This window comes from Brevundimonas sp. 01N35 (assembly GCF_056399785.1).
In genome coordinates this window covers 168,109-192,018 of record NZ_JBFTRZ010000008.1, presented here as the reverse complement: position 1 = coordinate 192,018, position 23,910 = coordinate 168,109, and the positions used below count along the sequence as shown (strand labels likewise).

Here is a 23,910-nt window from a genome sequence, read left to right as displayed (position 1 = left end):
CGTTTAACGCCCGATTGCGGCGGAGGCGGTGTGTACCGCCCCTGGTTTTCAGTGTCAAGCAGTTCTTTTTAAAGAACTTCTTTTCACCCGGCCGCTCCCGAAGGAACAGCGGAGGCGGCTATCTAATGAAGGCCGAGCTCCAAGTCAACCGAACCAACCAACCTTTCTGCAGTTCCAAATGCCGAAGCTTTCGAAGCCGCAGAAGACCGACGGGAGAAGCGAAAAAGCTTCCCGCACCGGCAAATCAGCGATTTGATCGAAGCGCGGAGACTAATCGAACCGCCCGGCAGAAGCAAGAAGTTTTTCAGCTCCCTCTCCCCGCCAAAGCCCCGGAAACTCAATCCCGAAACCCTGCGGCCCCGCCCGTCTCCGAGCGAGGCGGGGATATACAAACCACCCCCGGACTCCACAACCCCGCGAACGACACTTCCATGAAAAACCGAACGAACAGGACTCCATAGACGCTCAGGAAAAATACCAGGATGCAGCCCCCTCCTATGCAGGAGCGTCCAGACCGCCGCGCGGACAGAACAAGCCACTTCAAGCTTTCCAGACCTTGGCCCCACCCCGCCAATGCGCGCCAGCCCGACAGGCCGGCCTGGCGAGCCAGAACCGGCACACAACCCGCCCCGAACACGCGCCGAGCGCCCGCCGCCAGCAGACGGGTGAAATGTTGCGCCATCGCCGCTCCAACGCAGAACAGGCGCGTCGCAGATGGGGCGAGAGGCGCCTTGGCGCATTTTTATTCCACATTCGCGCCAGGTCGGGTTGCATCGCAGCATGGAGGGCGGCATAAGAGCGCCTCGTTTAGAGGTTTTCCCTTGTCCCACCGCGCTGCCATTGCTGTGATCCTGAGCCCCGCGAAAGCGGCTGCCGATCTGCGCCTGCTGTCGCTGGGCCTCCTCCTTCTTACCGTATCCCTTATTCCGCTCAGCCGAGCGGTGTGGATGCCTGCGACCTGACCTGAACCCAGCCAGAATCGCCCGCTTCACCCCGCTCCCTTCCGGCAGCGGGGTTTTTCATGTGCCCGGCACGGACTCATTAGGCAGAACCTTCCAAAAATCCGATGACCAGCTCTTCCGACAGCAAAAAACGACCCAATACGCGCAGTTCCGCCGTCACCCAGGGCCCCACCCGGGCCGCGGCGCGCTCCTATCTGCGCGCCGCAGGGATGCAGGACGCCGACTTCGACAAGCCGATGATCGCCATCGTCAACACCTGGTCGACCGTCACCCCCTGCAACATGCACCTGGACCGCCTCGCCAAGGACGTGCGCGCCGGGATCATCGCGGCGGGCGGCTATCCGGTCGACTTCAACACCATCGTCGTCACCGACGGCATCTCCATGGGCACCCAGGGGATGAAGGCCTCGCTGATCAGCCGTGAAGTCGTCGCCGACTCCATCGAGCTGGCCGTCGAGGGCCACCAGCTGGACGGCGTCGTCTGCATCGTCGGCTGCGACAAGACCATTCCGGCCGCGGCCATGGCCCTGGCCCGGATGGATATCCCCGGCCTGGTCTATTACGGCGGCACCATCCTGCCCGGCCGGATCGGCGAGAAGGAGGTCTCGGTCCAGGAGGTGTTCGAAGCCATCGGCGCCCACGGCGCCGGCGCCCTGTCCGACGAGGGCCTGAAGGCGGTCGAGAGCGCGGTCTGCCCCGGCGCCGGCGCCTGCGGCGGCCAGTTCACCGCCAACACCATGGCCATGGCCCTGTCGATGATGGGCATCTCGCCCATGGGCGCCAACGACGTCCCCGCCGTCTATCCCGGCAAAGGCGCCGAGGGCGAGCGCTGCGGCCGCCTGATCGTCGAACGCGTCTTCGCCGGCGACACCGCCCGCAAATACATCACCCGCGCCAGCCTGAAGAACGCCGCCATCGCCGTCTCGGCCTCGGGCGGCTCGACCAACGCCGTCATGCACCTGACCGCCATCGCCGCCGAGGCCGGCGTCGACTTCGGTATCGAGGACTGCCACCAGGCCTGCGTCGAGGCCCCCGTCATCTGCGACCTGAAACCCGGCGGCCGCTTCCTGGCCTCGCACCTGTTCGCGGCGGGCGGCACGCGTCTGGTCGCCCAGCGGCTGGCCGAGGCGGGCAAGATCGTCAACACGCCGACCGTCTCCGGCCGCAGCCTGTTTACTGAGGCCGCCGAGGCCGAGGAAACGCCCGGCCAGCAGGTCGTCACCAGCATGGACGCCCCCGTCATGGCGCGCGGCTCCTACGCCGTCATCTATGGCGACGTCGCCCCTGAAGGCGCCGTCATCAAGCTGACCGGCCACAAGGTCGATCGCTTCGAGGGCCCGGCCGCCGTGTTCGACTGCGAGGAAGACGCCTTCCACGCGGTTCAGGACGGCTCGGTCGGCGAAGGCGACGTCATCATCATCCGCTACGAAGGGCCCAAGGGCGGTCCCGGCATGCGCGAGATGCTGCAGGTCACCGCCGCCCTGAAGGGCCGCAAGATCGAGAACGTCGCCCTGCTGACCGACGGCCGCTTCTCGGGCGCCAGCTACGGATTCGTCGCCGGCCACGTCTCGCCCGAAGCGGCGGCGGGCGGCCCGATAGCCCTCATTCGCGATGGCGATCCTATCGTCATCGACGTCACCAACCGCCGGATCGACGTGCTCGTCGATCTGGAGGCGCGCCGGGCGGACTTCGCCCCCAACCGGGTCCGTCCGGCGCAAGGCGTTTTCGCGAAATACCGCGCCGCCGTCGCCTCCGCCTCGCAAGGGGCCGTGACCATTCCCAATCCCCCGCCGGCCCAAACCGCCGAAACCTATTCCAACGCCCCGATTTCTGAGGACGCCTGAACCATGGCCATCACCATCTACACCAACGACGACATCAAGCCGGGCGCCATCGCCGGCCAGCGCATCGCCGTCATCGGCTATGGCTCGCAGGGCCGCGCCCACGCCCAGAACCTGAAGGACTCGGGCCATGACGTCGTCGTCGGCGTTCGCGAGGGCGGCACCGGCTGGAAACACGCCACCGCCGACCGCGTCCCCACCGCCGAGCCGGCCGAGGCCGTTCGCGGCGCCGACATCATCGCCATCCTGACCCCGGACATGATCCAGAACGAGGTCTATCGCGACATCATCGAGCCCAACGCCAAGCCGGGCGCCGCCCTGCTGTTCGCCCACGGCTTCTCGATCATCTACGACCGCATCACGCCGCGCGACGACATGGACGTCATCCTGGTCGCCCCCAAGGGTCCGGGCGATCTGGTCCGTCGCGAGTTCGCGCGCGGCCGGGGCGTCCCCTCGCTGTTCGCCATCGAGAAGGACGCGACGGGCAAGGCTAGAGACCGCGCCATGGGCTACGCCAAGGGCATCGGCGGCGCGACCGGCGGCCTGCTGGAAACCAGCTTCCGCGAAGAGACCGAAACCGACCTGTTCGGCGAACAGGCCGTCCTGTGCGGCGGCGCGAAAGAGCTGGTCATCTCGGGCTTCAACACCCTGGTCGAGGCCGGCTACCAGCCCGAGATCGCCTACTTCGAATGCCTGCACGAACTGAAGCTGATCGTGGACCTGTTCTACGAGGGCGGCATCTCCAAGATGCACCACTTCATCTCGGAAACGGCCAAGTGGGGCGCCGTCGCCTCCGGTCCGCGCGTCATCAACGACGAGACCCGCGCCCGCATGAAGGAAGTCCTGACCGAGATCCAGGACGGAACCTTCGCCAAGAACTGGATCGCCGAGAACGAGGCCGGCAAGCCGCAGTACGCCGCCTGGCTGAAGGCCGACAGCGAATCCCAGATCGAACAGACCGGCGCGCGCCTGCGCGAACGGATGGCCTGGCTGCAGACGGCCAAGTCTGAAGCCGCCTGACCTGCACATATATAAAGTGAGACCGACCCGATGAGCGCCGCCGCGCCCGCCCTGAAAACCGCCTCCGCCCTGGCGACCGTGAACGACACGGCCACCGGCGCGCGCCTGCTCGTCTCCAGCCTGGAGCGGATGGGCGTGGAGGTGGTCTTCGGCTACCCCGGCGGCGCCATCATGCCCATCTATGACGCCCTGACCGGCACGGGCCTGAAGCATATCCTGGTCCGTCACGAACAGGGTGCGGCCTTCGCCGCCGACGCCTATGCCCGCGCCTCGGGCAAGGTCGGCGTCTGCATGGCCACCTCCGGGCCCGGCGCCACCAATCTGATCACCGGCATCGCCAACGCCATGATGGATTCGGTGCCGATGGTCTGCATCACCGGCAACGTCCCCCAGGGCGTCATGGGCACCGACGCCTTCCAGGAGATCGACATCCTGGGCGTCACCCTGCCGATCGTGAAACACTCTATATTAGTGCGCGACGCGTCGGAGATTCCGGCCGCCGTCGAACAGGCCTTCCACATCGCCGCCTCGGGCCGTCCCGGCCCGGTCCTGGTCGACCTGCCCAAGGACGTCCAGTTCGCCACCGCCGTCGCCCCGTTCGGCTTCAACGTCCCCAACGAGACGATCCCGCTGAACCACGACGCGATCGCCGAGGCCGAACGCTTCATCCGCGCCGCCGAGCGCCCGCTGATCTACATCGGCGGCGGCGTGAAGATCGCCAAGGCCACCGAGGCCGTCCGCGCCTTCGCCGAGGCCACCGGCATCCCGGCCGTCGCGACCCTGAACGCCCTGGGCACCATCCCGACCGACGCCCCCGGCTTCCTGGGGATGCTGGGCATGCACGGCACGCGCGCCGCCAACGAGGCGGTCCAGTCGTCCGACCTTCTGATCGTCCTGGGCGCCCGCTTCGACGACCGCGCCACGGGCAAGCTGGCCGAGTTCGCGCCCCACGCCCGCGTCGTCCATTTCGACATCGACGCCTCCGAGATCGGCAAGCTGCGCGAGACCCATGTAGCGGTCGCCGGCGAACTGAAGCCCGGCGTCGAGGCCCTGACCGCGCGTCTGGCCCCCACTCCCCAAAAAAGCGCGCCTCTGGCTATCGACCCCTGGGTCATCCGCTGCGCCACGGCGGCGGTGCGTCACGCCGCCCGCTACGACGCCCCGGGCGAAGGCGTCTATGCCCCCGCCCTGCTGAAGCAATTGTCCGAGGCCGCCGGCGACCGCTTCGTCGCCGCCTGCGACGTCGGCCAGCATCAGATGTGGGCCGCCCAGCACTGCCGCTTCTCGCGTCCCGAAGCCCACATCACCTCGGGCGGTCTGGGCGCCATGGGGTTCGGCCTGCCCGCCGGCCTGGGCGCCAAGCTGGCCGACCCCTCGGCCACGGTCGTCACCATCGCCGGCGACGGCGGCTTCATGATGAACATTCAGGAGCTGGCGACGCTGAAACGCTACGGCGTCGCGCTGAAGATCGTCCTGCTGGACAACGCCTCGCTGGGCCTGGTGCGCCAGTGGCAGGAGCTGTTCTTCGAGGAGAACTATTCCGAGGTCGACCTGTCCGACAATCCGGACTTCGTGAAGGTGGCCGAGGCCTTCGGCATCGAGGCCTTCCGCATCGACCGTCGCGATCAGGTCGAGGCCGGCATCGCCCGCCTGCTGGCCGCCGACGGCCCCTGCCTGGCCCACGTCGTCATCAACCCCAAAGAGAATGTCTGGCCTCTGGTTCCGCCGGGCAAGAGCAACGCTGAAATGATGGAAGGCGCATGACCATGAGCGACACCATTCACATCCAGATCGACCGGGCCGACGGCTCGCTTCAGCGTCTCATCGGCCTTGTAGAGCGCCGCGGCTTCCACATCGACGGCATGAGCATGGCCGACGAAGGCCCCTCGCGCCGCATCGCCCTGACCGTGCGCGGCCGCGACGCCGCGCGTTCCATCGACAACCTGGGTTGCCAGATCGACCGCCTGTTCGGCGTCGCTCGCATCCAGTCTTTCCACCCTGAGGCCGCGTAAAATGTCCCGAGTAGAACGAGTATCCAGAACCGCAGAAATCGCGGCGACCGATCCCAACCGCGTCATCATCTTCGACACCACCCTGCGCGACGGCGAACAGGCCCCCGGCTTCTCCATGTCGGTCGAGTCGAAACTGAAGATGGCCCATGTCCTTCGCGACCTGGGCGTGGACGTGATCGAGGCCGGCTTCGCCGCCGCCTCGCCGGGCGACGAGGAATGCATCCGGCGCGTCTGCGGCGAGATCGAGGGCCCGGTCTTCGCCTCGCTGTCGCGCGCCAACGAGAAGGACATCGACGCCTCGTTCCGGGGTCTGTCGCCGGCGCCGAAATCGCATCGTCGCTGCCATGTCTTCCTGGCCACCAGCCCGATCCACCGCTCGGCCAAGCTGCGGATGAGCACCAACGAGGTGCTGGCCACGATCTCGCGCACGGTGGAATACGCCGCCTCGATGTTCGACGACGTCGAGTTCTCGGCCGAGGACGCCTTCCGCACCGAGCCGGAGTTCCTGGCCGAGGCCCTGATGGCCGCCGCCGATGCGGGCGCCCAGACGCTGAACGTGCCGGACACCGTCGGCTACGCCACGCCCGAAGAAGTGCGTCAGCGCTTCGCTTATCTGGACGGGATCATCCGTCCGCGCCACGCGGACGTGATCTTCTCGTCGCACGCTCACAACGACCTGGGCCTGGCCGTCGCCAACTCCCTGGCCGCGGTCGAGGGCGGCGCGCGTCAGATCGAGGGCGCGATCAACGGCATCGGCGAACGCGCTGGAAACGCCTCGATCGAAGAGATCATCATGGCCCTGCGCACCCGCGCGGACCGCTATGGTCTGACAGTCGGCGCGGAGAGCCGTCACCTGGTGCGCGCGTCGGAGACCCTGCGCGAAGTGACCGAGACGGTCATCGCCCGCAACAAGGCCATCGTCGGCCTGAACGCCTTCGCCCACGAGGCCGGGATCCACCAGCACGGCATGATGGCCGACGCCCGCACCTACGAGATCATGCGTCCCCAGGACGTCGGTTTCGAGGGCAGCTACTTCGTGCTGGGCAAGCATTCCGGCCGCCACGCGGTCGGCAAGCGGGCCGAGGCCCTGGGTCATGTGCTGGAAGGCCAGCGCCTGGCCGACGTCTTCGCCGGCTTCAAACATCGCGCCGACCAGATCGGCGAAATCAATGACGCGGAGCTGACCGCCATCATCGCGGCCGTGACGGCCGCAGGCGCCTCCGCACAAATGGACAAGACCTATGCAACCGCTGGCTAAGAATATCTGGATCAATGGCGACCTGACGCCTTGGGCCGACGCCAAGATTCACGTCATGAGCCACGCCCTGCACTACGGCACCTCGGTGTTCGAAGGCATCCGCGTCTATGACACCCCGAACGGCCCGTGCGGGTTCCGCCTGACCGACCACATCCGCCGCCTGTTCGACAGCGCGCGCATCTATCACTTCCCCCTGCCCTTCACCGAGGACGAACTGGTCCAGGCCTGCAAGGACGTGGTCCGTTCCGAGGGCCTGCGTTCAGCCTACCTGCGCCCCCTGGCCTTCCTGGGCGAGTGCGGCATGGGCGTGTCCCCGTCGCCTGAGAACATCCGCACCGACGTCATGATCTCGGCCTTCCCCTGGGGCGCCTACTTGGGCGAGGAAGCCCTGGAGAAGGGCGTCGACGCCTGCATCTCCAGCTGGAACCGCGTCGCGCCGAACACCATCCCGGCGGGGGCCAAGGCGGGCGGCAACTATCTGTCCGGCTATCTGATCGGCCGCGAGGCCCGCGTGCGCGGCTTCGGCGAAGGCATCGCCCTGGGCGCCGACGGCCTGCTGTCCGAAGGGGCCGGCGAGAACCTGTTCGTGATCAAGGACGGCGTGCTGATGACCCCGCCCGCCGCCGCCTCCCTCCTGCAGGGCATCACCCGCGACAGCGTCATGAAGCTGGCGCGCAGCCTGGGCTATGAGGCCCGCGAACAGACCCTGCCGCGCGAAGCCCTGTATGTGGCCGACGAGGTCTTCATGACCGGCACCGCCGCCGAGATCACCCCCGTCCGCTCGGTCGACGGCATCCCGACCCGCTCCAACGGTCCCGGCCCGATCACCAAGGCGGTCAACAAGGCCTTCCGCGGTCTGTTCGACGGCACCACCCCCGACCGCTTCGGCTGGCTGGAGCCCATCGGCGAGGCCGTCGTCTCTCCCAAGGAGCGCGCGCATGAGCCCGCCTAGGACCCTGTATGAAAAGGTCTGGGACCGGCACGTCGTCGTGCCGGAAACGGCCGAGACGCCCGGGGTGATGTATGTGGACCTGCATCTGGTCCACGAAGTCACCTCGCCGCAGGCCTTCTCCGAAATCGAGGCGCGCGGACTGAAGGTCCGCCGCCCCGACCGCACTTTCGCCACCCTGGACCACTCCACCCCGACCCTGCCGGCCGGCGCGGACGGCGAGCGGCCCTACTTCACCGCCGCCGCCAAAAACCAGGTCGAGACGCTGGAGGCCAACTGCGCACGCCACGGCGTCGAACTGGCCGGCTGGGATTCCGACCAACGCGGCGTGGTTCACGTCATGGGGCCTGAACTGGGCCTGACCCAGCCGGGCATGACCGTGGTCTGCGGCGACAGCCACACCGCCACGCATGGGGCGTTCGGAGCATTGGCGTTCGGCATCGGCACCTCCGAAGTCGGGCACGTCCTGGCCACCCAATGCCTGTTGCAGCGCCGGGCGAAATCCATGCGCGTCACCGTCGACGGGCGCTTGCGCCCCGGCGTCTCGGGCAAGGACATGGCTCTGGCCGTCATCGCCGCCATCGGCTTCGGCGGCGGCACCGGCTACGTCATCGAATACGCCGGCGAGGCCGTGCGCGCCCTGGACATGGAAGGGCGCATGACCCTGTGCAACATGTCCATCGAGGCGGGCGCCCGCGCGGGCATGATCGCCCCCGACCGCGTCACCATCGACTGGCTGCGCGGCCGCCGCCATGTCCCCGCCGACTTCGAGGCCGCCGCCGCCGACTGGCTGACCCTGGCCTCCGATCCCGGCGCGGCCTTCGATCAGGAAGTCGTGCTGGACGGCGCCGCCATCCGCCCCATGGCCACCTGGGGCACCACGCCTGACGCCGGCGCCCCCGTCGGCGCCCCCGTGCCGCAGCCGCGCTCGGACTCGGACCGCAAGGCCATCGACTACATGGGCTTCACCGCGGGCGAAGCGACGACCGGCCACAAGGTCGACGTCGTCTTCATCGGCAGTTGCACCAACGGCCGCCTGCCCGACCTGCGCGCCGCCGCCGACGTTCTGAGGGGCTGCAAGGTCCAGCCGGGCGTGCGGATGCTGGTCGTCCCCGGCTCCGAGGCCGTGCGTCGCGAAGCCGAGGCCGAAGGCCTGGATCAGGTCTTCATCGCCGCCGGCGCCGAATGGCGCATCCCCGGCTGCTCCATGTGCATCGCCATGAACGGCGATTTCGTCGGCCCCGGCCAGTTGGCGGTCTCGACCTCCAACCGCAATTTCGAAGGCCGTCAGGGCAAGGGCGCCCGCACCATCCTGGCCAGCCCCGCCACCGCCGCCGCCAGCGCCGTCGCCGGCGTCTTGACCGACCCGCGCGCCTATCTGCCGGAGGCTCCCCTCATGCAGCCGAGCGCCGCGCGCGCGGCGGTAGGGGAGAAACATCATGTCTGAACCGTTCAAAGTCCTGACGTCGAAGACCCTGACCCTGAGCCAGGCCAATATCGACACCGATCAGATCATCCCGGCCCGCTTCCTGACCACCACGACGCGCGAGGGTCTGGGCGTCCACGCCTTCCACGACTGGCGCTATGAGGCCGACGGCTCGGCCAAGCCCGAGGCGGTGCTGAACCGCATCGATCCGACCGAACAGCGCATCCTGCTGGCCGGCCCCAACTTCGCCTGCGGTTCGTCGCGTGAGCACGCCCCCTGGGCCCTGCTGGACTATGGCTTCCGGGCGGTGATCTCGACCGAGATCGCCGACATCTTCACCTCCAATGCGCTGAAGAACGGCTTCCTGCCCATCGTCGTCGATCAGGCGACCTGGGACGACCTGTCCGCCCATCCCGAACAGCCCGTCACCATCGACCTGGAAGCCGGCGAGATCCGGCGCGGCAACGTCGCCCCCGTCCCGTTCAAGGTCGAGGCCTTCGCCCGCCAGTGCCTGCTCGACGGCGTCGACACCCTCGGCTGGCTGCAAGCCAAGCTGCCCTACATCCAGACCTACGAACGCTTCCGTGAGCCGGAGACCAACTGATGCCCAACACCCGCACCTTCAACATCGTGGTCCTGCCCGGCGACGGCGTCGGCCCTGAGGTGGCCCTGGCCGCCGAGCGCGTCCTGACCTGCATCGGCGACATCTACGGCCATCGCTTCGAGTTCGCCGAGCACCTGATCGGCGGCGCCGCCATCGACGCGACCGGCGAGGCCCTGCCCGAAGACACCAAGGCCGCCTGCCTGGCCTCCGACGCCGTCCTGCTGGGCGCGGTCGGCGGTCCCAAGTGGGATGGCGCCAAGGTCCGTCCCGAACAGGGTCTGCTGGCCATCCGCAAGGCCATGGGCCTGTACGCCAACCTGCGCCCGCTGCAGGTCTCGCCGGTCCTGGCCCACCTGTCGCCGCTGAAGAAGGAGATCGTCGAGGGCGTCGATCTGATCGTCTTCCGCGAGCTGACCAGCGGCGTCTATTTCGGCGAGAAGACCCGCACGGCAACCAGCGCCTCGGACCTGTGCGTCTATACGGTCGAGGAGATCGAACGCGTCGCCCGCGCCGCCTTCCAGGCCGCCGGCCAGCGTCGCGGCAAGGTCACCTCGGTCGACAAGGCCAATGTCATGGAGACCAGCCGCCTGTGGCGCGAGGTCGTGACCCGCATCCACGCCGAGGAATATCCGCAGATCACGCTGGAGCACGCCCTGGTCGACTCCATGGCCATGCACCTGATCCGCAAACCGCGCGAGTATGACGTCATCCTGACCGAGAATATGTTCGGCGACATCCTGTCGGACGAGATCTCGGTGCTGGGCGGCTCCATCGGCCTGCTGCCCTCGGCCTCGCTGGGCGGCAGCGGCCCCGGCCTGTTCGAGCCGATCCACGGCTCGGCCCCCGACATCGCCGGTCAGGATCTGGCCAACCCCATCGGCATGGTGCTGTCGGCGGCGATGATGCTGCGTCACAGCTTCGACCTGGAGGACGAGGCGGATTCCATCGAAGCCGCCGTCGCCGCCGTCCAAGCGTCCGGCGCCGTCACCGCTGATCTGGGCGGCGCCCTGGGCACCGTCGAGGCCACGCGCGCCATCGTCGACGCCATCCGCGCCATCCACTGGGCCGCCGCGCGCCACGTGCCGATGCACTGGGCCTGAGGCCTAAGAATATAAAGAAAGGGCGGGCCTCGCGGTCCGCCCTTTTGGCTTTCAGTTGTCGATCAGGCCCTGCAGCGCCACCGCCATCCGGCGCGCCAACTCCGCCTTCTGACCCTCATCGAGCTTCGAATAGCCGTCCGACAACTCACGCCCGATCGCCATCCCCATGATCAGGCCCGCCGCCAGACGCGCGCGAACCGGGGCGTCGGGACCGCCGATCCACTGGGCCAGCGGATCGAAGAAGCGATTGTTGGAGGTGCGCTGCATGACGTCCATGGCCTTGGCCGAACCGACCGAGCGCAGCAGGATCAGCAGGCCCCGCATCTTGGCGCCGCCGTCTTCGTCCTGACAGGGCATGACCTCGCCATAGACGATCTCGCGGGCCAGCCGCTCGCCGAAGTCCTCGCGCGCGCCGTCCATCAGGTCGCGGCCGTTCTTGCAGCTGTCCAGGACGGCGACGAACAGATCTTCCTTGGACCCGAAGTAGCGGCTGATCAGGGCCGCATCCACGCCGACGTCGCGCGCCACGTCGCGCATGCCGACGTCGTCGTAGCTTTCGGAACAAAAGCGTTCACGCGCCGCCTCCAGAATAGCCTGACGGGTCGCGTTGGCGTTACGCGGTCGGGGGGCGTCGCACAGGACCAATGGGTCGTACTCCAATAAACCTTACCGCCTATATGGCTTTGTCATCAGGCGTTGACAAGCGGAACCGCCCTCATCATTAAGTCACCCAACGTTGACTGCCGCTTTCTCCCCCGAAGAGCGCCGGTCTGTTATGTATGAAATCCCTCCCAACAGGAGAATGCGCCGATGCGCACGGTGAAGATCGCGGTCGCGTCCGTCCTGATGACGGCCGCCCTTTATGGCTGTTCCAAGGGAGGCCAGGCCCCCGCGCCTCAGGCGCCGCCCGTTACGGTCGCCACCCCCCTGGTCCGTCAGGTCGTCGACTGGGACGAGGTCACCGGCCGCTTCGAGGCCCCTCGCTCGGTCGATGTGCGCGCCCGCGTCGGCGGCTATATCCAGGCCGTCCACTTCAAGGACGGCGACTTCGTCCGCCAGGGCCAACTGCTGTTCACGCTTGATCCGCGCCCGGCCCAGGCCGCGCTCGCATCCGCTCAGGCCCAGTTGGCCCAGGCCCAGGCCCAGTTGACCCTGGCCCGCACCGAGTTCGCCCGCTCTGAGGGCCTGCTGGCCTCGCAGGCCGTGTCGCAAGCCGAGGTCGACGCCAAGCGCGGCGCCGTGGCCCAGGCCCAGGCCGCCGTCTCGGCCGCCAACGCCGCCATCCGCGCCCGTCAGCTGGACGTCGAATTCACCCGTGTCGTCGCCCCCATCGCGGGCCGCGTGTCCGACCGCCGCGTCGATCCGGGCAACCTGATCGGCGGCGGTTCCTCGGCGGGCGACATCCTGACCACCATCGTCTCGGCCTCGCCGATCTATTTCGTCTTCGACGGCTCCGAAGCCCTGGCGCTGAAATATCAGCGCGACGCCCGTACCGGCGGCGCCGCGCCGATCCGCATCCGTCTGCAGGACGAGACCAGCTATGACCGCAGCGGCACGCTCGACTTCACCGACAACGCCATCGACACCGCCTCGGGCACGATCCGCCTGCGCGCCGTGGTCCCCAACGCCGACGGCTTCCTGAAGCCCGGCATGTTCGGCCAGGCCCAACTGGCCGGCGGCGGTTCCTATCAGGCCCTGCTGGTGCCTGACGCCGCCATCGCCACCGACGCCGCGCGTCGCGTGGTCATCGTCGTCAACGCCGACGGCACGACGGCCCCGCACGCGGTCCAGACCGGCCCGCTGGTCGACGGCCTGCGCGTCATTCGCTCGGGCCTGAAGCCGACCGACCGCGTCGTCATCGCCGGCGGTCAGCGCATCCAGATGCCGGGCATGAAGGTCTCGCCCAAGAACGGGACCATCGCCCCGGTCGCCCCGCAAGCGGGTGCGGCCCCCGTCACCCAGGCGGCGCCGGCCTCCAGCGCCTCCTTCGCCAACGCGGGCTGATCCTTCATGAACATCTCCCGCTTCTTCATCGACCGCCCGATTTTCGCGGGCGTGATATCGGTGTTCATCACCCTGATCGGCCTGTTCGCCTATCCGCTGCTGCCCCTGTCGCAGTATCCGGAGATCGCGCCCCCGACGATCACCATCAACGCCGCCTATCCCGGCGCCTCGGCCGAGACCCTGGCCGAGACCGTGGCGGCCCCCATCGAGCAGGAAGTCAACGGCGTCGAGAAGATGCTGTACCTGACCTCCTCGTCCACCTCGGACGGGGCGGTGGCGATCACCGTGACCTTCCAGCCCGGCACGAATCTCGATTCCGCCCAGGTGCTGGTGCAGAACCGCGTCGCCCTGGCCGAGCCGAAACTGCCCGAACAGGTCCGCCAGATCGGCGTGACGGTCAACAAGGCCGAAAGCGGCTTCCTGATGATCGTCGGCCTGACCTCGCCGGACGGCAGCCTGGATAACGACTACGTCGGCAACTACGCCAACTCGACCCTGCGCGACCGCCTGCTCCGCATCGACGGCGTGGGTCAGGTCCAGGTCTTCGGCGGCGGCAACTATTCGATGCGGATCTGGATCGACCCGGCCAAGGCGGCCGAGCGCGGTCTGACGGGTCCCGACATCGTCGCCGCCCTGCGCGCCCAGAACGTGCAGGCCGCGGCCGGCGCCATCGGCCAGCCGCCTTTCGCCACCAACGCCGCCGCCTTCCAGCTGCCGGTCCAGGTGCAAGGCCGCCTGTCCGATCCTGATCAGTTCGCCGACGTGGTCATCAAGACCGATACCCAAGGCCGCGTGACCCGCGTCCGCGACGTCGCCCGCGTCGACCTGGGCGCTCAGGACTATGGCATCCGCGGCTTCTTCGACGGCCAGCGCGGCGTCGGCATCGCCATCGTCCAGCAACCCGGCGCCAACGCCCTGGGCACCGCCAAACGGGTCCTGGCCGAGGTCGACGCCATCAAGGCCGACCTGCCGGCCGGCATGGCCGCCTCCATCCCCTACAACCCGACCGAATTCGTCGCCGCCTCGGTCGAGGCGGTGCAGCACACGGTGTTCGAAGCCGTCGTCCTGGTGGCCATCGTCGTCCTGGTGTTCCTCCAGACCTGGCGCGCGGCGATCATCCCCATCATCGCCATCCCGGTCGCCCTGGTCGGCACCTTCGCCGTTCAACTGGCGCTAGGCTATTCGATCAACTCCCTGTCGCTGTTCGCCCTGGTTCTGGCCGTCGGCATCGTCGTCGATGACGCCATCATCGTGGTCGAGAATGTCGAGCGCTACCTGCGCCAAGGGCTGATGCCCAAGGAGGCCGCCTACCGCTCCATGCAGGAGGTCTCGGGCGCCCTGATCGCCATCGGCCTGGTGCTGACGGCGGTGTTCGTGCCGACCGCCTTCGTGCCCGGCATCCCCGGCATCTTCTATCGCCAGTTCGCCGTCACCATCGCTTCGGCGACGCTGATCTCCCTGGTGGTGTCCCTGACCCTGTCGCCCGCCCTGGCCGCCCTGCTGCTCAAGCCGCACAACGTCCACGGCCATCAACGCAAGCCGGGCCTGTGGGGCACGCTCGCCTATTACGGCGGCTGGGCCGGCGCCAAGTTCAACCAGGGCTTCGACTGGCTTTCTGACAAGTACGGTCGCCTGACCGCGCGCCTGGTGCGCACGGTGATGCTCGTCCTGATCGTCTACGCCGGTCTGCTGGGCCTGACGGCTTGGCGCCTAGTGGACACGCCGTCGGGCTTCATCCCCGAACAGGATCAGGGCTTCCTGATCGGCGTCATCCAGCTTCCGGCCGGCGCCTCGCTGGACCGCACCGAAGCGGTGATGAAGCGCGCCAACGAGATCATCCAGAAAACCGATGGCGTCGACGGCACTGTCGCCTTCGCCGGTCTCGACGGCTCCAGCTTCTCGTTCGGCTCCAACGCCGCGACCATCTTCGTGCGCCTCGACGCCTTCGAGAACCGCACCAAGGAACAGGCCGCCGTCGCCCTGGCCCACACCATCACCGGCGCCACGGCCGGCATCCAGGAAGCCAATATCTTCGTCATCGCCCCCCCGGCTGTTCAGGGCCTGGGCAACGGCAACGGCTTCAAGATGATGATCCAGGACCGTTCCGGCGCGGGCTACCGCGCGCTGGAAGGCGCCACCTTCGCCATGATGGGCGGCGCCGCCCAGATGCCCGACAAGGTGCAGCAGGTCTTCTCGACCTACAACACCGGCTCGCCGCGCATCGCCGCCGACGTCGATCGCGACAAGGCCCTGATGATGGGCGTCCAGCCTTCGGCGGTGTTCGATACCCTCGGCGTCTATCTGGGCTCGTCCTACATCAACGACTTCAACCTGCTGGGCCGCACCTTCCGCGTCACCGCCCAGGCTGAACCGTCGGCGCGCGACGACATCGCCGACATCGCCAACCTGAAGACCCGTTCGGCCTCCGGCGCCATGGTGCCGATCGGCGCTGTCGCCAACCTGCGCGAGGACTCCGGCCCGGCCCGCGTCGTCCGCTACAACCTGTTCCCGGCTTCCGAGCTTCAGGGCCAGGCCGCGCCGGGCGTCTCGTCCGGCCAGGCGATCGCGGCGATGGAACAGCTGGCGGCCAAGACCCTGCCGCAAGGCTTCAGCTACGAATGGACCGAACTGGCCCTTCAGGAGAAGGAAGCCTCGGGCGGCGCCTCGATCATCTTCGTGATGGCCGTCGTCTTCGTCTTCCTGGTGCTGGCGGCCCAGTATGAGGCCTTCACCCTGCCGCTCGCGGTGGTGCTGATCGTGCCCATGTGTCTGCTGGCGGCCATGATCGGGGTCAACATCCGCGGTCTGGACAACAACATCCTGGTCCAGATCGGCCTGGTCGTCCTGATCGCGCTGGCGGCCAAGAACGCCATCCTGATCGTCGAGTTCGCCAGACAGGCGGAAGAAGAAAACGGCATGGATCGCTTCGAAGCGGCTGTTTACGCCGCCAAGGTGCGCCTGCGTCCGATCCTGATGACCTCCTTCGCCTTCATCTTCGGCGTCATGCCGCTGATGCTGGCGACGGGCCCCGGCGCCGAAATGCGCCAGTCGCTGGGCACCGCCGTCGTCTCCGGCATGCTGGGCGTGACCTTCTTCGGCCTGATCTTCACCCCGGTCTTCTACGTCATGATGCGCTGGCTCTCGGCCAAACTGCCCCAGAAGCCTTCCAAACCGCGCGAGTTGCCGACCACCTACGGTACGCCCGCCCATGATCCGTACGACCCCACCGACCCCGCGCCGGCCGCGCCCCAATCGGCCAGCCCGCGCCTGGGAGACGCCTGATGAACCGTAAAGCCCTTCCCCTCCTGACCGCCTCCAGCGCCGCGCTTCTTCTCGCAGCCTGCGCGGTCGGGCCGAAGGCCCCCGACGCCGCCCTTCCCCCCCAGGCGTCGGGCGCCTTCATCGGCTCCCAGAACGCCTCGGTTTCGACCGAGGCCGCCCGCGACGACTGGTGGCGGCTCTATAATGACGCCACGCTGGACGGTCTGATCCAGCAGGCGCTGACCGAGAACAATGACCTGGAGGCGGCCGCGGCCAATCTGCGCGCCGTCCGGGCCTCGCTGTCCGAAGCCCGCGCCGGGCGTCTGCCCTCGACCAATCTGAGCGCCTCGGGCCAATACGGCCGCGCCTCGGCCGATACCGTCGGCGGCAACAACGGCCAGCCGTTGAAGAATGTCGAGACCTATAGCGCCGGTCTCGACATGGCGTATGAGATCGACCTGTTCGGTCGCGTCGGCTCGGTCATCCGCGCCGCCCGCGCCGACGCCGACGCCGCTCGTGAGGCGCTGGAGATCGTCCGCATCTCGGTCGCTGCCGAAACGGCCCGGGCCTACGCCGACACCTGTTCGGCCAACGCCCAGATCGCGGTGGCGGAACGCACGATCGATCTGCAAGGCAAGACCGTCGACCTGACCCAGCGCCTGCTGGATGGCGGTTCCGGCAATGGTCTGGACGTGGCCCGCGCCCGCGCGGCGCTGGAATCCACCCGCGCCAGCCTCCCGCCCCTGCGGGCTCAGCGCGACGGCGCCCTCTATCGTCTGGCCACCCTGACCGGGCGCACCCCGGCCGAGGCCAGCGAGGCGGCGCGCGGTTGCCAGTCGCCGCCGCAGCTGTCGCAGCCGATCCCGATCGGCGACGGCGCGGCGCTTCTGGCCCGTCGTCCCGACGTGCGTCAGGCCGAGCGCAAGCTGGCGGCCGCCGCCGCCCGCGTGAACGTGGCCACCGCCAGCCTCTATCCGACCATCAGCCTGGGCGGGTCGGTCGGCACCTCGGCGCTTGAAACGAACCAACTGGGCAAGTCCACCAGCTTCAACTTCAGCGTCGGCCCACTGATCAGTTGGTCCTTCCCCAACATCGCCGTGGCCCGCGCCCGCATCAAACAGGCGGGCGCCCTGACCGACGCGGCCCTGGCGACCTTCGACCAGACCGTGCTGACGGCCTTGCAGGAAACCGAGACGGCGCTCAGCGCCTACGCCAACGAACTGGACCGTCGCACGGCCCTGACCACGGCGCGGGATCAGGCGGCGACCGCCGCCCGCCTGTCGCGCCTACGCTTCGACGCCGGCGCCGACAGTTTCCTGACGGTGCTGGATTCCGAACGGACCCTGGCCGGCGCCGACGCCGCCCTCGCCGCTTCGGAAGCTCAGGTCACCACCTACCAGATCGCCCTGTTCAAGGCGCTGGCGGGCGGCTGGGACCAGGCCCCCAACCCGGAAGCCTGATCTTCCGATCATCGCTGAAATGCAAACGCCCGGCAGGTTCGACCCCGCCGGGCGTTTTTTTGGCCGCATTCACGTTGAGTGTTGGCACAGTCCATTGATCGCCAAGGCCGACTGTCTCCCTTCCCCCTCGATGGGGGAAGGCCGGGGATGGGGGTGAGGGCGCTACCTCGAAGGTTGAACGCATGAGGCGCGGCGTCTCTCCAGCCTTTATTCGGAACAGTCTGCCTCCACCCCCACCCAACCCTCCCCCATCGAGGGGGAGGGCTTTACCCGAGGATCGGGCGCCCCGTGCGCTCGACGTCCGCTTGTCCCGCTGCAAGGCCAACCCTCTATTGGAACTATTGGAGGTCGTTTGCAGAAAATTTGTGCGCTCATGGCGTGACCCCCGCGTGAAGAATGCTCTAGGACAGGGGCGTGACCGCTCCCGCCGCGCCCTCCCCCGCCGCCGCCGAGATCGCCGCCGAGGCCTCGCCTGCGACGGCGCTGGCGCACGCGCGGCGCGTGGTGGTCAAGATCGGCTCCTCCCTGCTCATCGACCACGCGACTCGCGCCGTCGCTCGCGACTGGCTGGCCTCCCTGGCTCAGGACATCGCCGCCCTTCGCCAGCAAGGCCGCGAGGTCATCGTCGTCTCCTCCGGCGCCGTGGCCCTGGGGCGCGGACGGCTGAACACCACGCCGGGTCGGCTGCAGGACAAGCAGGCCGCCGCCGCCGTCGGCCAGACCCTGCTGATGCACGCCTGGGAAGAGGCCCTTGCCCCGCACGGCCTGATCACCGCCCAGGTCCTCTTGACCCGCGACGACACCGAACGCCGCCGCCGCTGGCTCAACGCCCGCGCCACGGTCGAAGCCCTGCTGGCCCACGGCGTCGTCCCCGTGGTCAATGAGAACGACACCGTCGCCACCGAGGAAATCCGCTACGGCGACAACGACCGGCTGGCCGCCCGCGCCGCGCAACTGGCGCGCGCCGACCTGCTGATCCTGCTGTCCGACGTCGACGGCCTCTACACCGCCGACCCGCGCCGTGATCCCGACGCCCGCCACCTGCCGCTGGTCGAGACGCTCGGCCCTGACATCCTGAGCATGGCGACCGGGGCCAATACGGCGGCCGGCGTCGGCACCGGCGGCATGGCCACCAAGCTGGCCGCGGCCCAGATCGCCCGCTCGGCCGGCTGCGCCACCGTCATCGCCTCGGGCCTGACCCTGCATCCGCTGAAGGCCGTCACCGAGGGCGCCCGCGCCACCCTGATCACCGCCCCGGCCACGCCGCTGGCCGCGTGGAAGCAGTGGATCGCCGGCAGCATGGCCCCCGGCGGCGCCCTGACGCTGGACGACGGCGCCGTGCGCGCCCTGAAGTCGGGCAAGAGCCTGCTGCCCTCGGGCATCGCCTCGGTCAGCGGCGTCTTCGAAAAGGGCGACAGCTTGCGCCTGCTCGACACCAGCGGCGCCGTCGTCGGCGTCGGTCTGGCTTCCTATCCCGCCGACGAGATCGCCCTGATCCGGGGCCGCCATTCCGACGAGATCGAAACCCTGCTGGGCTATCGCGGCCCCTCCGTCGTGATCCACCGCGACGACCTGGTGCTGGAAACCCGATGACCGACGTAGCCGCCCTCATGCTCGACATGGGCCGCCGCGCCCGCGCCGCCGCCGACGCCCTTCGCGCCACAACGCCGGACGCCCGCACCGAGGCCCTGACCCGCCTCGCCGCCGGCTTGCGCGCCGCCGAGGCCGAGATCCTGACCGCCAACGCCCGCGACATCGAAAACGCCCGCGCCTCGGGCTTGTCCGAGGCCCTGATCGACCGGCTGGCCCTGTCCCCCGCCCGCGTCGAGAGCATGGCCACAGCCGTCGAGACCATCGCCGCCCAGCCCGATCCGGTCGGCTCCGAGATGGCCCGCTGGACCCCCGCCAACGGTCTGGACATCACCCGCGTCCGCACCCCCATTGGCGTGCTGGGCGTCATCTACGAGAGCCGCCCCAACGTCACCGCCGACGCCGCCGCCCTCTGCCTGCGCTCGGGCAACGCCGCCATCCTGCGCTGCGGTTCGGACTGCCTGGAGTCCTCGCGCGCCATCGCCGCCGTGGTCGCCCGCGCCGTGACCGAGGCCGGCCTGCCCGCCGACGCGATCCAGCTGGTGCCCGTGCCTGACCGCGAGGCGGTGGGCGCCATCCTGTCTGGGCTTGAGGGGGCCATCGACCTGATCATCCCGCGCGGCGGCAAGAGCCTGGTCGCCCGCGTTCAGGCTGAAGCGAAAGCGCCCGTGCTCGGCCACCTCGAAGGCCTGTGCCACACCTATCTCGACGCCGCCGCCGACCTCGACGTCGCCCGCCGCGTCGCCGTCAACGCCAAGATGCGCCGCGTCTCGGTCTGCGGCGCCACCGAGACCCTGCTGGTCGATCGCGCGGCCGCCGAGCGCCTGCTGCCCGCCGTCGCCGCCGACCTGATCGCCGCCGGCTGCGAACTGCGCGGCGACGAAGCGACCCGCGCCCTGGTCCCCGAGGCCGCCGCAGCGACCGAGGCTGACTGGACCATCGAATACCTGGCCCCCATCCTGTCGGTGCGGGTCGTGGACGGGGTGCAGGGCGCGGTCGAGCACATTCGCCGCTACGGCTCGGGTCATACCGAGGCCATCATCACCACCGACGCCGATGCCGCCGAACGCTTCGCCAACGGGATCGACAGCGCCATCGTCCTGATCAACGCCTCGACCCAGTTCGCCGACGGCGGCGAGTTCGGCTTCGGCGGCGAGATCGGCATCTCGACCTCGAAACTGCACGCGCGCGGCCCCGTCGGCGCCGAACAGCTGACCACCTACAAGTACGTGGTGCGCGGCCAGGGCCAGACCCGGCCCTAGCCCGCGCCGTCACCCCGGCCCAGCGGCTCAGCCGCGCCGAGCCGGGACCGCCACAGACTCACCGCCAGCATCTTGGGCGGTCCCCGATAACGGCTCCGCCGTTTCCGGGATGACGCCGACCATGCGCGGGCCTCAAGCAGCCCAGAGGGCGGTAGGCCGGGAACAATGCGCCTCAAGCAGCCCAGAGGGCGGTAGGCCTGGAACAATGCGCCTCAAGCCGCCCAAAGGGCGGTAGGCCCAACAAAAAGGGCGACGCCGCAGCGCCGCCCTCTTCCGGTCTTCAGGACCCTTCCGTCAGTTGACGGGCCGACCCTCGGTATCGACCACCTGGACCTCGCCCAGGTTCAGGGCGCGGATCTTGGGCTCGATGGCGGCGCGGTCGCCGACCACGACCCAGGTCGTCGGGCCGTCGCCGACGATGGCGCGCGCAGCGACGGCGGCGGACGTGGTCGTCGTCGCCTTCACCCCGGCGGCATAGCCGTCGTAGTAGTTCTCCGGCAGGCCGAACACGACCATCTGGGTCAGGTCGCCCATCACCGAGGCGTTGGTCTCCCAGTCCCCGGCCATGCCCTGGATCAGGTTGGCCTTGACCGCGGTCAGCTCACCGTCCGTCACCGGATGCGAACCGACCACTTCGCTCAGTTCCCGCCGCAGCTCGGCCGCGCTCTCGGCGGTCTTGTCGGCCTGAACCGCCGCCGTGGCCGCGAACATGCGCGGTCCGTTGGCGGTGCGCACGCCGGCCGAGGCCCCGTAGGACCAATGCTTGTCCTCACGCAGGTTCATGTTGATCCGGCTGGTGAAGGCCCCGCCGAGCGCGGTGTTGAACGCGACCTGGGACGGCTGGGTCGCCGCGTCGAAGGCCGGCGCCAGGCGGCCCGCCATGATGATCGACTGCGGGCCGGCGCGGTCCACGATCAGCACCCGAGGCGTCGAGGGCGCGGTCGCCGTCACCGCCTGAGCCTTGACCGGCAGCGGCGTCGAGGGCGCATGCCAGCCGCCCAGGGCCCGTTCGAGCTGAGGCTTCAGCTCGGCCATGCTGATATCGCCGACGACCACCAGGGTGGCGTTGTCCGGCCGGAACCAGGCGGCGTGGAAGGCCTTGGCGTCCTGCGGCATCAGGGCGCCGACCGATTGCTCCGTGCCCGAGGTCGGTCGGCCATAGGGGCTTTGCGGCCCATAGACGTTCGCCGCCAGCACGCGGTTGGCGATGGCGCCGGGGTTGCGGTTTGACTGCTGGATGCCCGACACCTGCTGCGCCTGGGCGCGGGCGAAATCCGCCGGACGGAAGGCCGGGTTCTCGATCACGTCGGCGAACAGATCCAGCGACGGCGCCAGACGCGGCGTCAGGGCCGTCAACGACACGGAACTGTAATCGGTCGCCGAACCGGCGCCGAGCGTGGCGCCCAGCAGCTGGATCCGGTCGCTGATCTGCAGAGCGTCCAGATGGGTGGTGCCGTTGGTCATCACCGCCGGGGCCAGCTGGGCGATGCCCGCCTTGTCGGCCCCGTCCGCCGCCGAGCCGGCGTTGACGATCAGGTTCATGCTCACCGTCGGCACGCCGCCGCGCGACGCCAGAACGACCTTCAACCCGTTTGACAGAGTGGCGTGTTCGATATCGGGGAAGTCCGCCGCCGGCACGGCGCCCGGGGTCGGCACGCCCTTGGAGCGATCGACGTCCGTCGCCGCGACCGAATAGTCGGGGAAGGGCAGAACCGACAGGGCGTAGCTGCCGTCGGTCAGCCAGCGGCGACCCGCAGCGGTCAGGTCGGCGGGACGCGCCGCCAGGATGCGATCATAGCCCGCCTTCCAGGCGCCCGGATCGCCTCGATAGACTTGGCTCTTGGCCAGGATGTCGGACTTGCCGCCAAAGCCGCCGATCCGTTCCGAGCCGCGGATGACGGCCGCGCCGACATCGGTGCGGGCACGCTCCAGCTCGTCGGCCGTCGGGCCGTCGCGCAGCAGCCTGGCCATTTCCTCGTCGACGATGGCTTCGATCCGCTTCAGGTCCTGGCCGGGCTTGGCCGTGACGATGACCAGGAATTGGCTGCCAATCTCGCTGTCATTGTTGCCGGCCTGAACGCCCGTTGCGATCTGATCATCAAACACCAGCCGCTTGTAGAGGCGCGAATTGCGGCCGCGGCTCAACACCTGCCCCAGCATCCCCAGATAGTCGGCGTCAGCGGCGCCGGCCTGCGGCGTGTTCCACACCTTGTAGAGGCGCGGTTGGCCGACGCGGTCGAACATGGTCTCGCTCTGAGCGCCGGTCATCTTGGCGATCATCTGATTGGCGTGAGTGACAGGCGGGCCCGAGGGGATGTCGCCGAAATAGCGCTCGACCTTGGCCTTGGCTTCTTCGGGCGTGATGTCTCCGGCCAGAACGATGGTGGCGTTGGCCGCGCCGTAATAGTCGCGGAACCAGGCCTTGACCGTCTCCAGGTCAGCCGCGTTCAGGTCGTCCATCGAACCGATGACCGTGTGGCCGTAGGGATGGTCGGCCGGATAGGTGGCCTTGGTGATGGCGTCCCAGACGCGGCCATAGGGCTGGTTCTCGCCCTGGCGCTTCTCGTTCTGGACGACGCCGCGCTGCTCATCCAGGCGCGCCTGATCGATGGCGCCCAGCAGATGGCCCATCCGGTCGCTTTCCAGCCACAGGATCGAGTCCAGCGCCGAGGTCGGCACGTTCTGGAAATAGTTGGTGCGGTCGGTGTTGGTGGTGCCGTTCTGGTCGGTCGCGCCCAGCAGCTCCGTGCCCTTGAAGAAGTCGTTGTTGTAGTTCTCCGACCCGTTGAACATCAGGTGTTCGAACAGGTGGGCGAAGCCCGAACGGCTGACAGGCTCGTTCTTGGAGCCGACGTGGTACCAGATGTTGACCGCCACGATCGGCGCCTTGTGGTCCTCGTGGACGATCAGGGTCAGGCCGTTCGGCAGCACCATCTTGGTGAAGGGAATGTCGACGTCCGGCAGGGCCGGAAGGGCTGCCGCGGCGGCGGCCCGGTTCTGGGCGGCGGGCGCGGCGGCGGGCGCCGGAGCGGCGTGGGCGGCGGCGGCCAGAAGGCTGACGGCGGCCCCGCCCATAAGGGCTAGGCGGCGTGCGGTGATGGTCATGAAGTCCCCCGATGCGATAGCGCGATGACCGACCGTAACGTTGCTATGTCGCGGGA

General features: G+C 68.7%; 16 protein-coding genes. 14 read left to right on the top strand and 2 right to left on the bottom strand.

The window, feature by feature from the left end:
• The first annotated feature begins 1,066 nt into the window (after nucleotides 1-1,066).
• From ilvD to leuB, 9 genes are read left to right on the top strand one after another with little or no spacing between them, the layout of a single operon-like run.
• Nucleotides 1,067-2,806, top strand: a complete 1,740-nt coding sequence (gene ilvD, locus AC1DJ5_RS10545) for a dihydroxy-acid dehydratase (RefSeq protein WP_477020552.1) — start codon at nucleotides 1,067-1,069, stop codon at nucleotides 2,804-2,806.
• A gap of 3 nt (nucleotides 2,807-2,809) precedes the next feature.
• Nucleotides 2,810-3,823: a ketol-acid reductoisomerase gene (gene ilvC, locus AC1DJ5_RS10540; protein ID WP_477020551.1), complete on the top strand. Its 1,014-nt coding sequence runs from the start codon at nucleotides 2,810-2,812 to the stop codon at nucleotides 3,821-3,823.
• A gap of 30 nt (nucleotides 3,824-3,853) precedes the next feature.
• Nucleotides 3,854-5,587: an acetolactate synthase 2 catalytic subunit gene (gene ilvG, locus AC1DJ5_RS10535; RefSeq protein WP_477020550.1), complete on the top strand. Its 1,734-nt coding sequence runs from the start codon at nucleotides 3,854-3,856 to the stop codon at nucleotides 5,585-5,587.
• 2 nt (nucleotides 5,588-5,589) lie between these two features.
• Nucleotides 5,590-5,835 (top strand): ACT domain-containing protein, encoded by a 246-nt coding sequence (locus AC1DJ5_RS10530; protein WP_477020549.1) that lies wholly within the window; start codon nucleotides 5,590-5,592, stop codon nucleotides 5,833-5,835.
• A 1-nt stretch (nucleotide 5,836) separates the two neighbouring features.
• Nucleotides 5,837-7,093 carry a 2-isopropylmalate synthase gene (locus AC1DJ5_RS10525; RefSeq protein ID WP_477020548.1) on the top strand — a complete coding sequence of 419 codons (1,257 nt, stop codon included), beginning with the start codon at nucleotides 5,837-5,839 and terminating at the stop codon, nucleotides 7,091-7,093.
• Nucleotides 7,077-8,045, top strand: a complete 969-nt coding sequence (locus AC1DJ5_RS10520) for a branched-chain amino acid transaminase (protein WP_477020547.1) — start codon at nucleotides 7,077-7,079, stop codon at nucleotides 8,043-8,045. The genes AC1DJ5_RS10525 and AC1DJ5_RS10520 overlap by 17 nt, the downstream gene beginning before the upstream one ends.
• Complete coding sequence (gene leuC / locus AC1DJ5_RS10515; RefSeq protein ID WP_477020546.1) at nucleotides 8,032-9,489, top strand: 3-isopropylmalate dehydratase large subunit; 1,458 nt, start codon at nucleotides 8,032-8,034, stop codon at nucleotides 9,487-9,489. The genes AC1DJ5_RS10520 and leuC overlap by 14 nt, the downstream gene beginning before the upstream one ends.
• Nucleotides 9,482-10,072, top strand: a complete 591-nt coding sequence (leuD, locus tag AC1DJ5_RS10510; RefSeq protein WP_441455022.1) for a 3-isopropylmalate dehydratase small subunit — start codon at nucleotides 9,482-9,484, stop codon at nucleotides 10,070-10,072. Before leuC ends, leuD begins: the two co-directional genes overlap by 8 nt.
• The gene (leuB, locus tag AC1DJ5_RS10505; RefSeq protein ID WP_477020545.1) at nucleotides 10,072-11,172 is read left to right on the top strand and encodes a 3-isopropylmalate dehydrogenase; all 1,101 of its coding nucleotides are present in this window, start codon (nucleotides 10,072-10,074) and stop codon (nucleotides 11,170-11,172) included. Before leuD ends, leuB begins: the two co-directional genes overlap by 1 nt.
• 51 nt (nucleotides 11,173-11,223) lie before the next feature.
• Here the strand turns inward: leuB and AC1DJ5_RS10500 are convergent, their stop codons facing one another.
• Nucleotides 11,224-11,832, bottom strand: a complete 609-nt coding sequence (locus AC1DJ5_RS10500) for a TetR/AcrR family transcriptional regulator (protein ID WP_477020544.1) — start codon at nucleotides 11,830-11,832, stop codon at nucleotides 11,224-11,226.
• A gap of 150 nt (nucleotides 11,833-11,982) precedes the next feature.
• Here AC1DJ5_RS10500 and AC1DJ5_RS10495 point away from each other — a divergent pair, with 150 nt between their 5' ends.
• The 5 genes from AC1DJ5_RS10495 (at nucleotide 11,983) to AC1DJ5_RS10475 (ending at nucleotide 20,749) form a co-directional block, all read left to right on the top strand.
• Nucleotides 11,983-13,176 (top strand): efflux RND transporter periplasmic adaptor subunit, encoded by a 1,194-nt coding sequence (locus AC1DJ5_RS10495; RefSeq protein WP_441455025.1) that lies wholly within the window; start codon nucleotides 11,983-11,985, stop codon nucleotides 13,174-13,176.
• A gap of 6 nt (nucleotides 13,177-13,182) precedes the next feature.
• Nucleotides 13,183-16,458: an efflux RND transporter permease subunit gene (locus tag AC1DJ5_RS10490; protein ID WP_477020543.1), complete on the top strand. Its 3,276-nt coding sequence runs from the start codon at nucleotides 13,183-13,185 to the stop codon at nucleotides 16,456-16,458.
• Nucleotides 16,458-17,897, top strand: coding sequence for an efflux transporter outer membrane subunit (locus AC1DJ5_RS10485; protein WP_477020542.1), 1,440 nt, complete (start codon nucleotides 16,458-16,460; stop codon nucleotides 17,895-17,897). The genes AC1DJ5_RS10490 and AC1DJ5_RS10485 overlap by 1 nt, the downstream gene beginning before the upstream one ends.
• Nucleotides 17,898-18,350: 453 nt before the next feature.
• Nucleotides 18,351-19,490, top strand: coding sequence for a glutamate 5-kinase (proB, locus tag AC1DJ5_RS10480; RefSeq protein WP_477020556.1), 1,140 nt, complete (start codon nucleotides 18,351-18,353; stop codon nucleotides 19,488-19,490).
• Complete coding sequence (locus AC1DJ5_RS10475; RefSeq protein WP_441455028.1) at nucleotides 19,487-20,749, top strand: glutamate-5-semialdehyde dehydrogenase; 1,263 nt, start codon at nucleotides 19,487-19,489, stop codon at nucleotides 20,747-20,749. The genes proB and AC1DJ5_RS10475 overlap by 4 nt, the downstream gene beginning before the upstream one ends.
• A 294-nt stretch (nucleotides 20,750-21,043) precedes the next feature.
• On the opposite strand, the gene AC1DJ5_RS10470 is transcribed toward AC1DJ5_RS10475, so the two are convergent.
• The gene (locus tag AC1DJ5_RS10470) at nucleotides 21,044-23,854 is read right to left on the bottom strand and encodes a M16 family metallopeptidase (protein ID WP_477020541.1); all 2,811 of its coding nucleotides are present in this window, start codon (nucleotides 23,852-23,854) and stop codon (nucleotides 21,044-21,046) included.
• Nucleotides 23,855-23,910: the final 56 nt, after the last annotated feature.

Coding starts and splice junctions, on each gene's coding strand:
- ilvC (WP_477020551.1), top strand. CDS start 2,810: ATGGCCATCACCATCTACACCAACGACGACATCAAGCCGGGCGCCATC.
- ilvD (WP_477020552.1), top strand. CDS start 1,067: ATGACCAGCTCTTCCGACAGCAAAAAACGACCCAATACGCGCAGTTCC.
- AC1DJ5_RS10485 (WP_477020542.1), top strand. CDS start 16,458: ATGAACCGTAAAGCCCTTCCCCTCCTGACCGCCTCCAGCGCCGCGCTT.
- AC1DJ5_RS10520 (WP_477020547.1), top strand. CDS start 7,077: ATGCAACCGCTGGCTAAGAATATCTGGATCAATGGCGACCTGACGCCT.
- AC1DJ5_RS10470 (WP_477020541.1), bottom strand. CDS start 23,854: ATGACCATCACCGCACGCCGCCTAGCCCTTATGGGCGGGGCCGCCGTC.
- leuB (WP_477020545.1), top strand. CDS start 10,072: ATGCCCAACACCCGCACCTTCAACATCGTGGTCCTGCCCGGCGACGGC.
- ilvG (WP_477020550.1), top strand. CDS start 3,854: ATGAGCGCCGCCGCGCCCGCCCTGAAAACCGCCTCCGCCCTGGCGACC.
- leuC (WP_477020546.1), top strand. CDS start 8,032: ATGAGCCCGCCTAGGACCCTGTATGAAAAGGTCTGGGACCGGCACGTC.
- leuD (WP_441455022.1), top strand. CDS start 9,482: ATGTCTGAACCGTTCAAAGTCCTGACGTCGAAGACCCTGACCCTGAGC.
- AC1DJ5_RS10495 (WP_441455025.1), top strand. CDS start 11,983: ATGCGCACGGTGAAGATCGCGGTCGCGTCCGTCCTGATGACGGCCGCC.
- AC1DJ5_RS10525 (WP_477020548.1), top strand. CDS start 5,837: ATGTCCCGAGTAGAACGAGTATCCAGAACCGCAGAAATCGCGGCGACC.
- AC1DJ5_RS10490 (WP_477020543.1), top strand. CDS start 13,183: ATGAACATCTCCCGCTTCTTCATCGACCGCCCGATTTTCGCGGGCGTG.
- AC1DJ5_RS10530 (WP_477020549.1), top strand. CDS start 5,590: ATGAGCGACACCATTCACATCCAGATCGACCGGGCCGACGGCTCGCTT.
- AC1DJ5_RS10475 (WP_441455028.1), top strand. CDS start 19,487: ATGACCGACGTAGCCGCCCTCATGCTCGACATGGGCCGCCGCGCCCGC.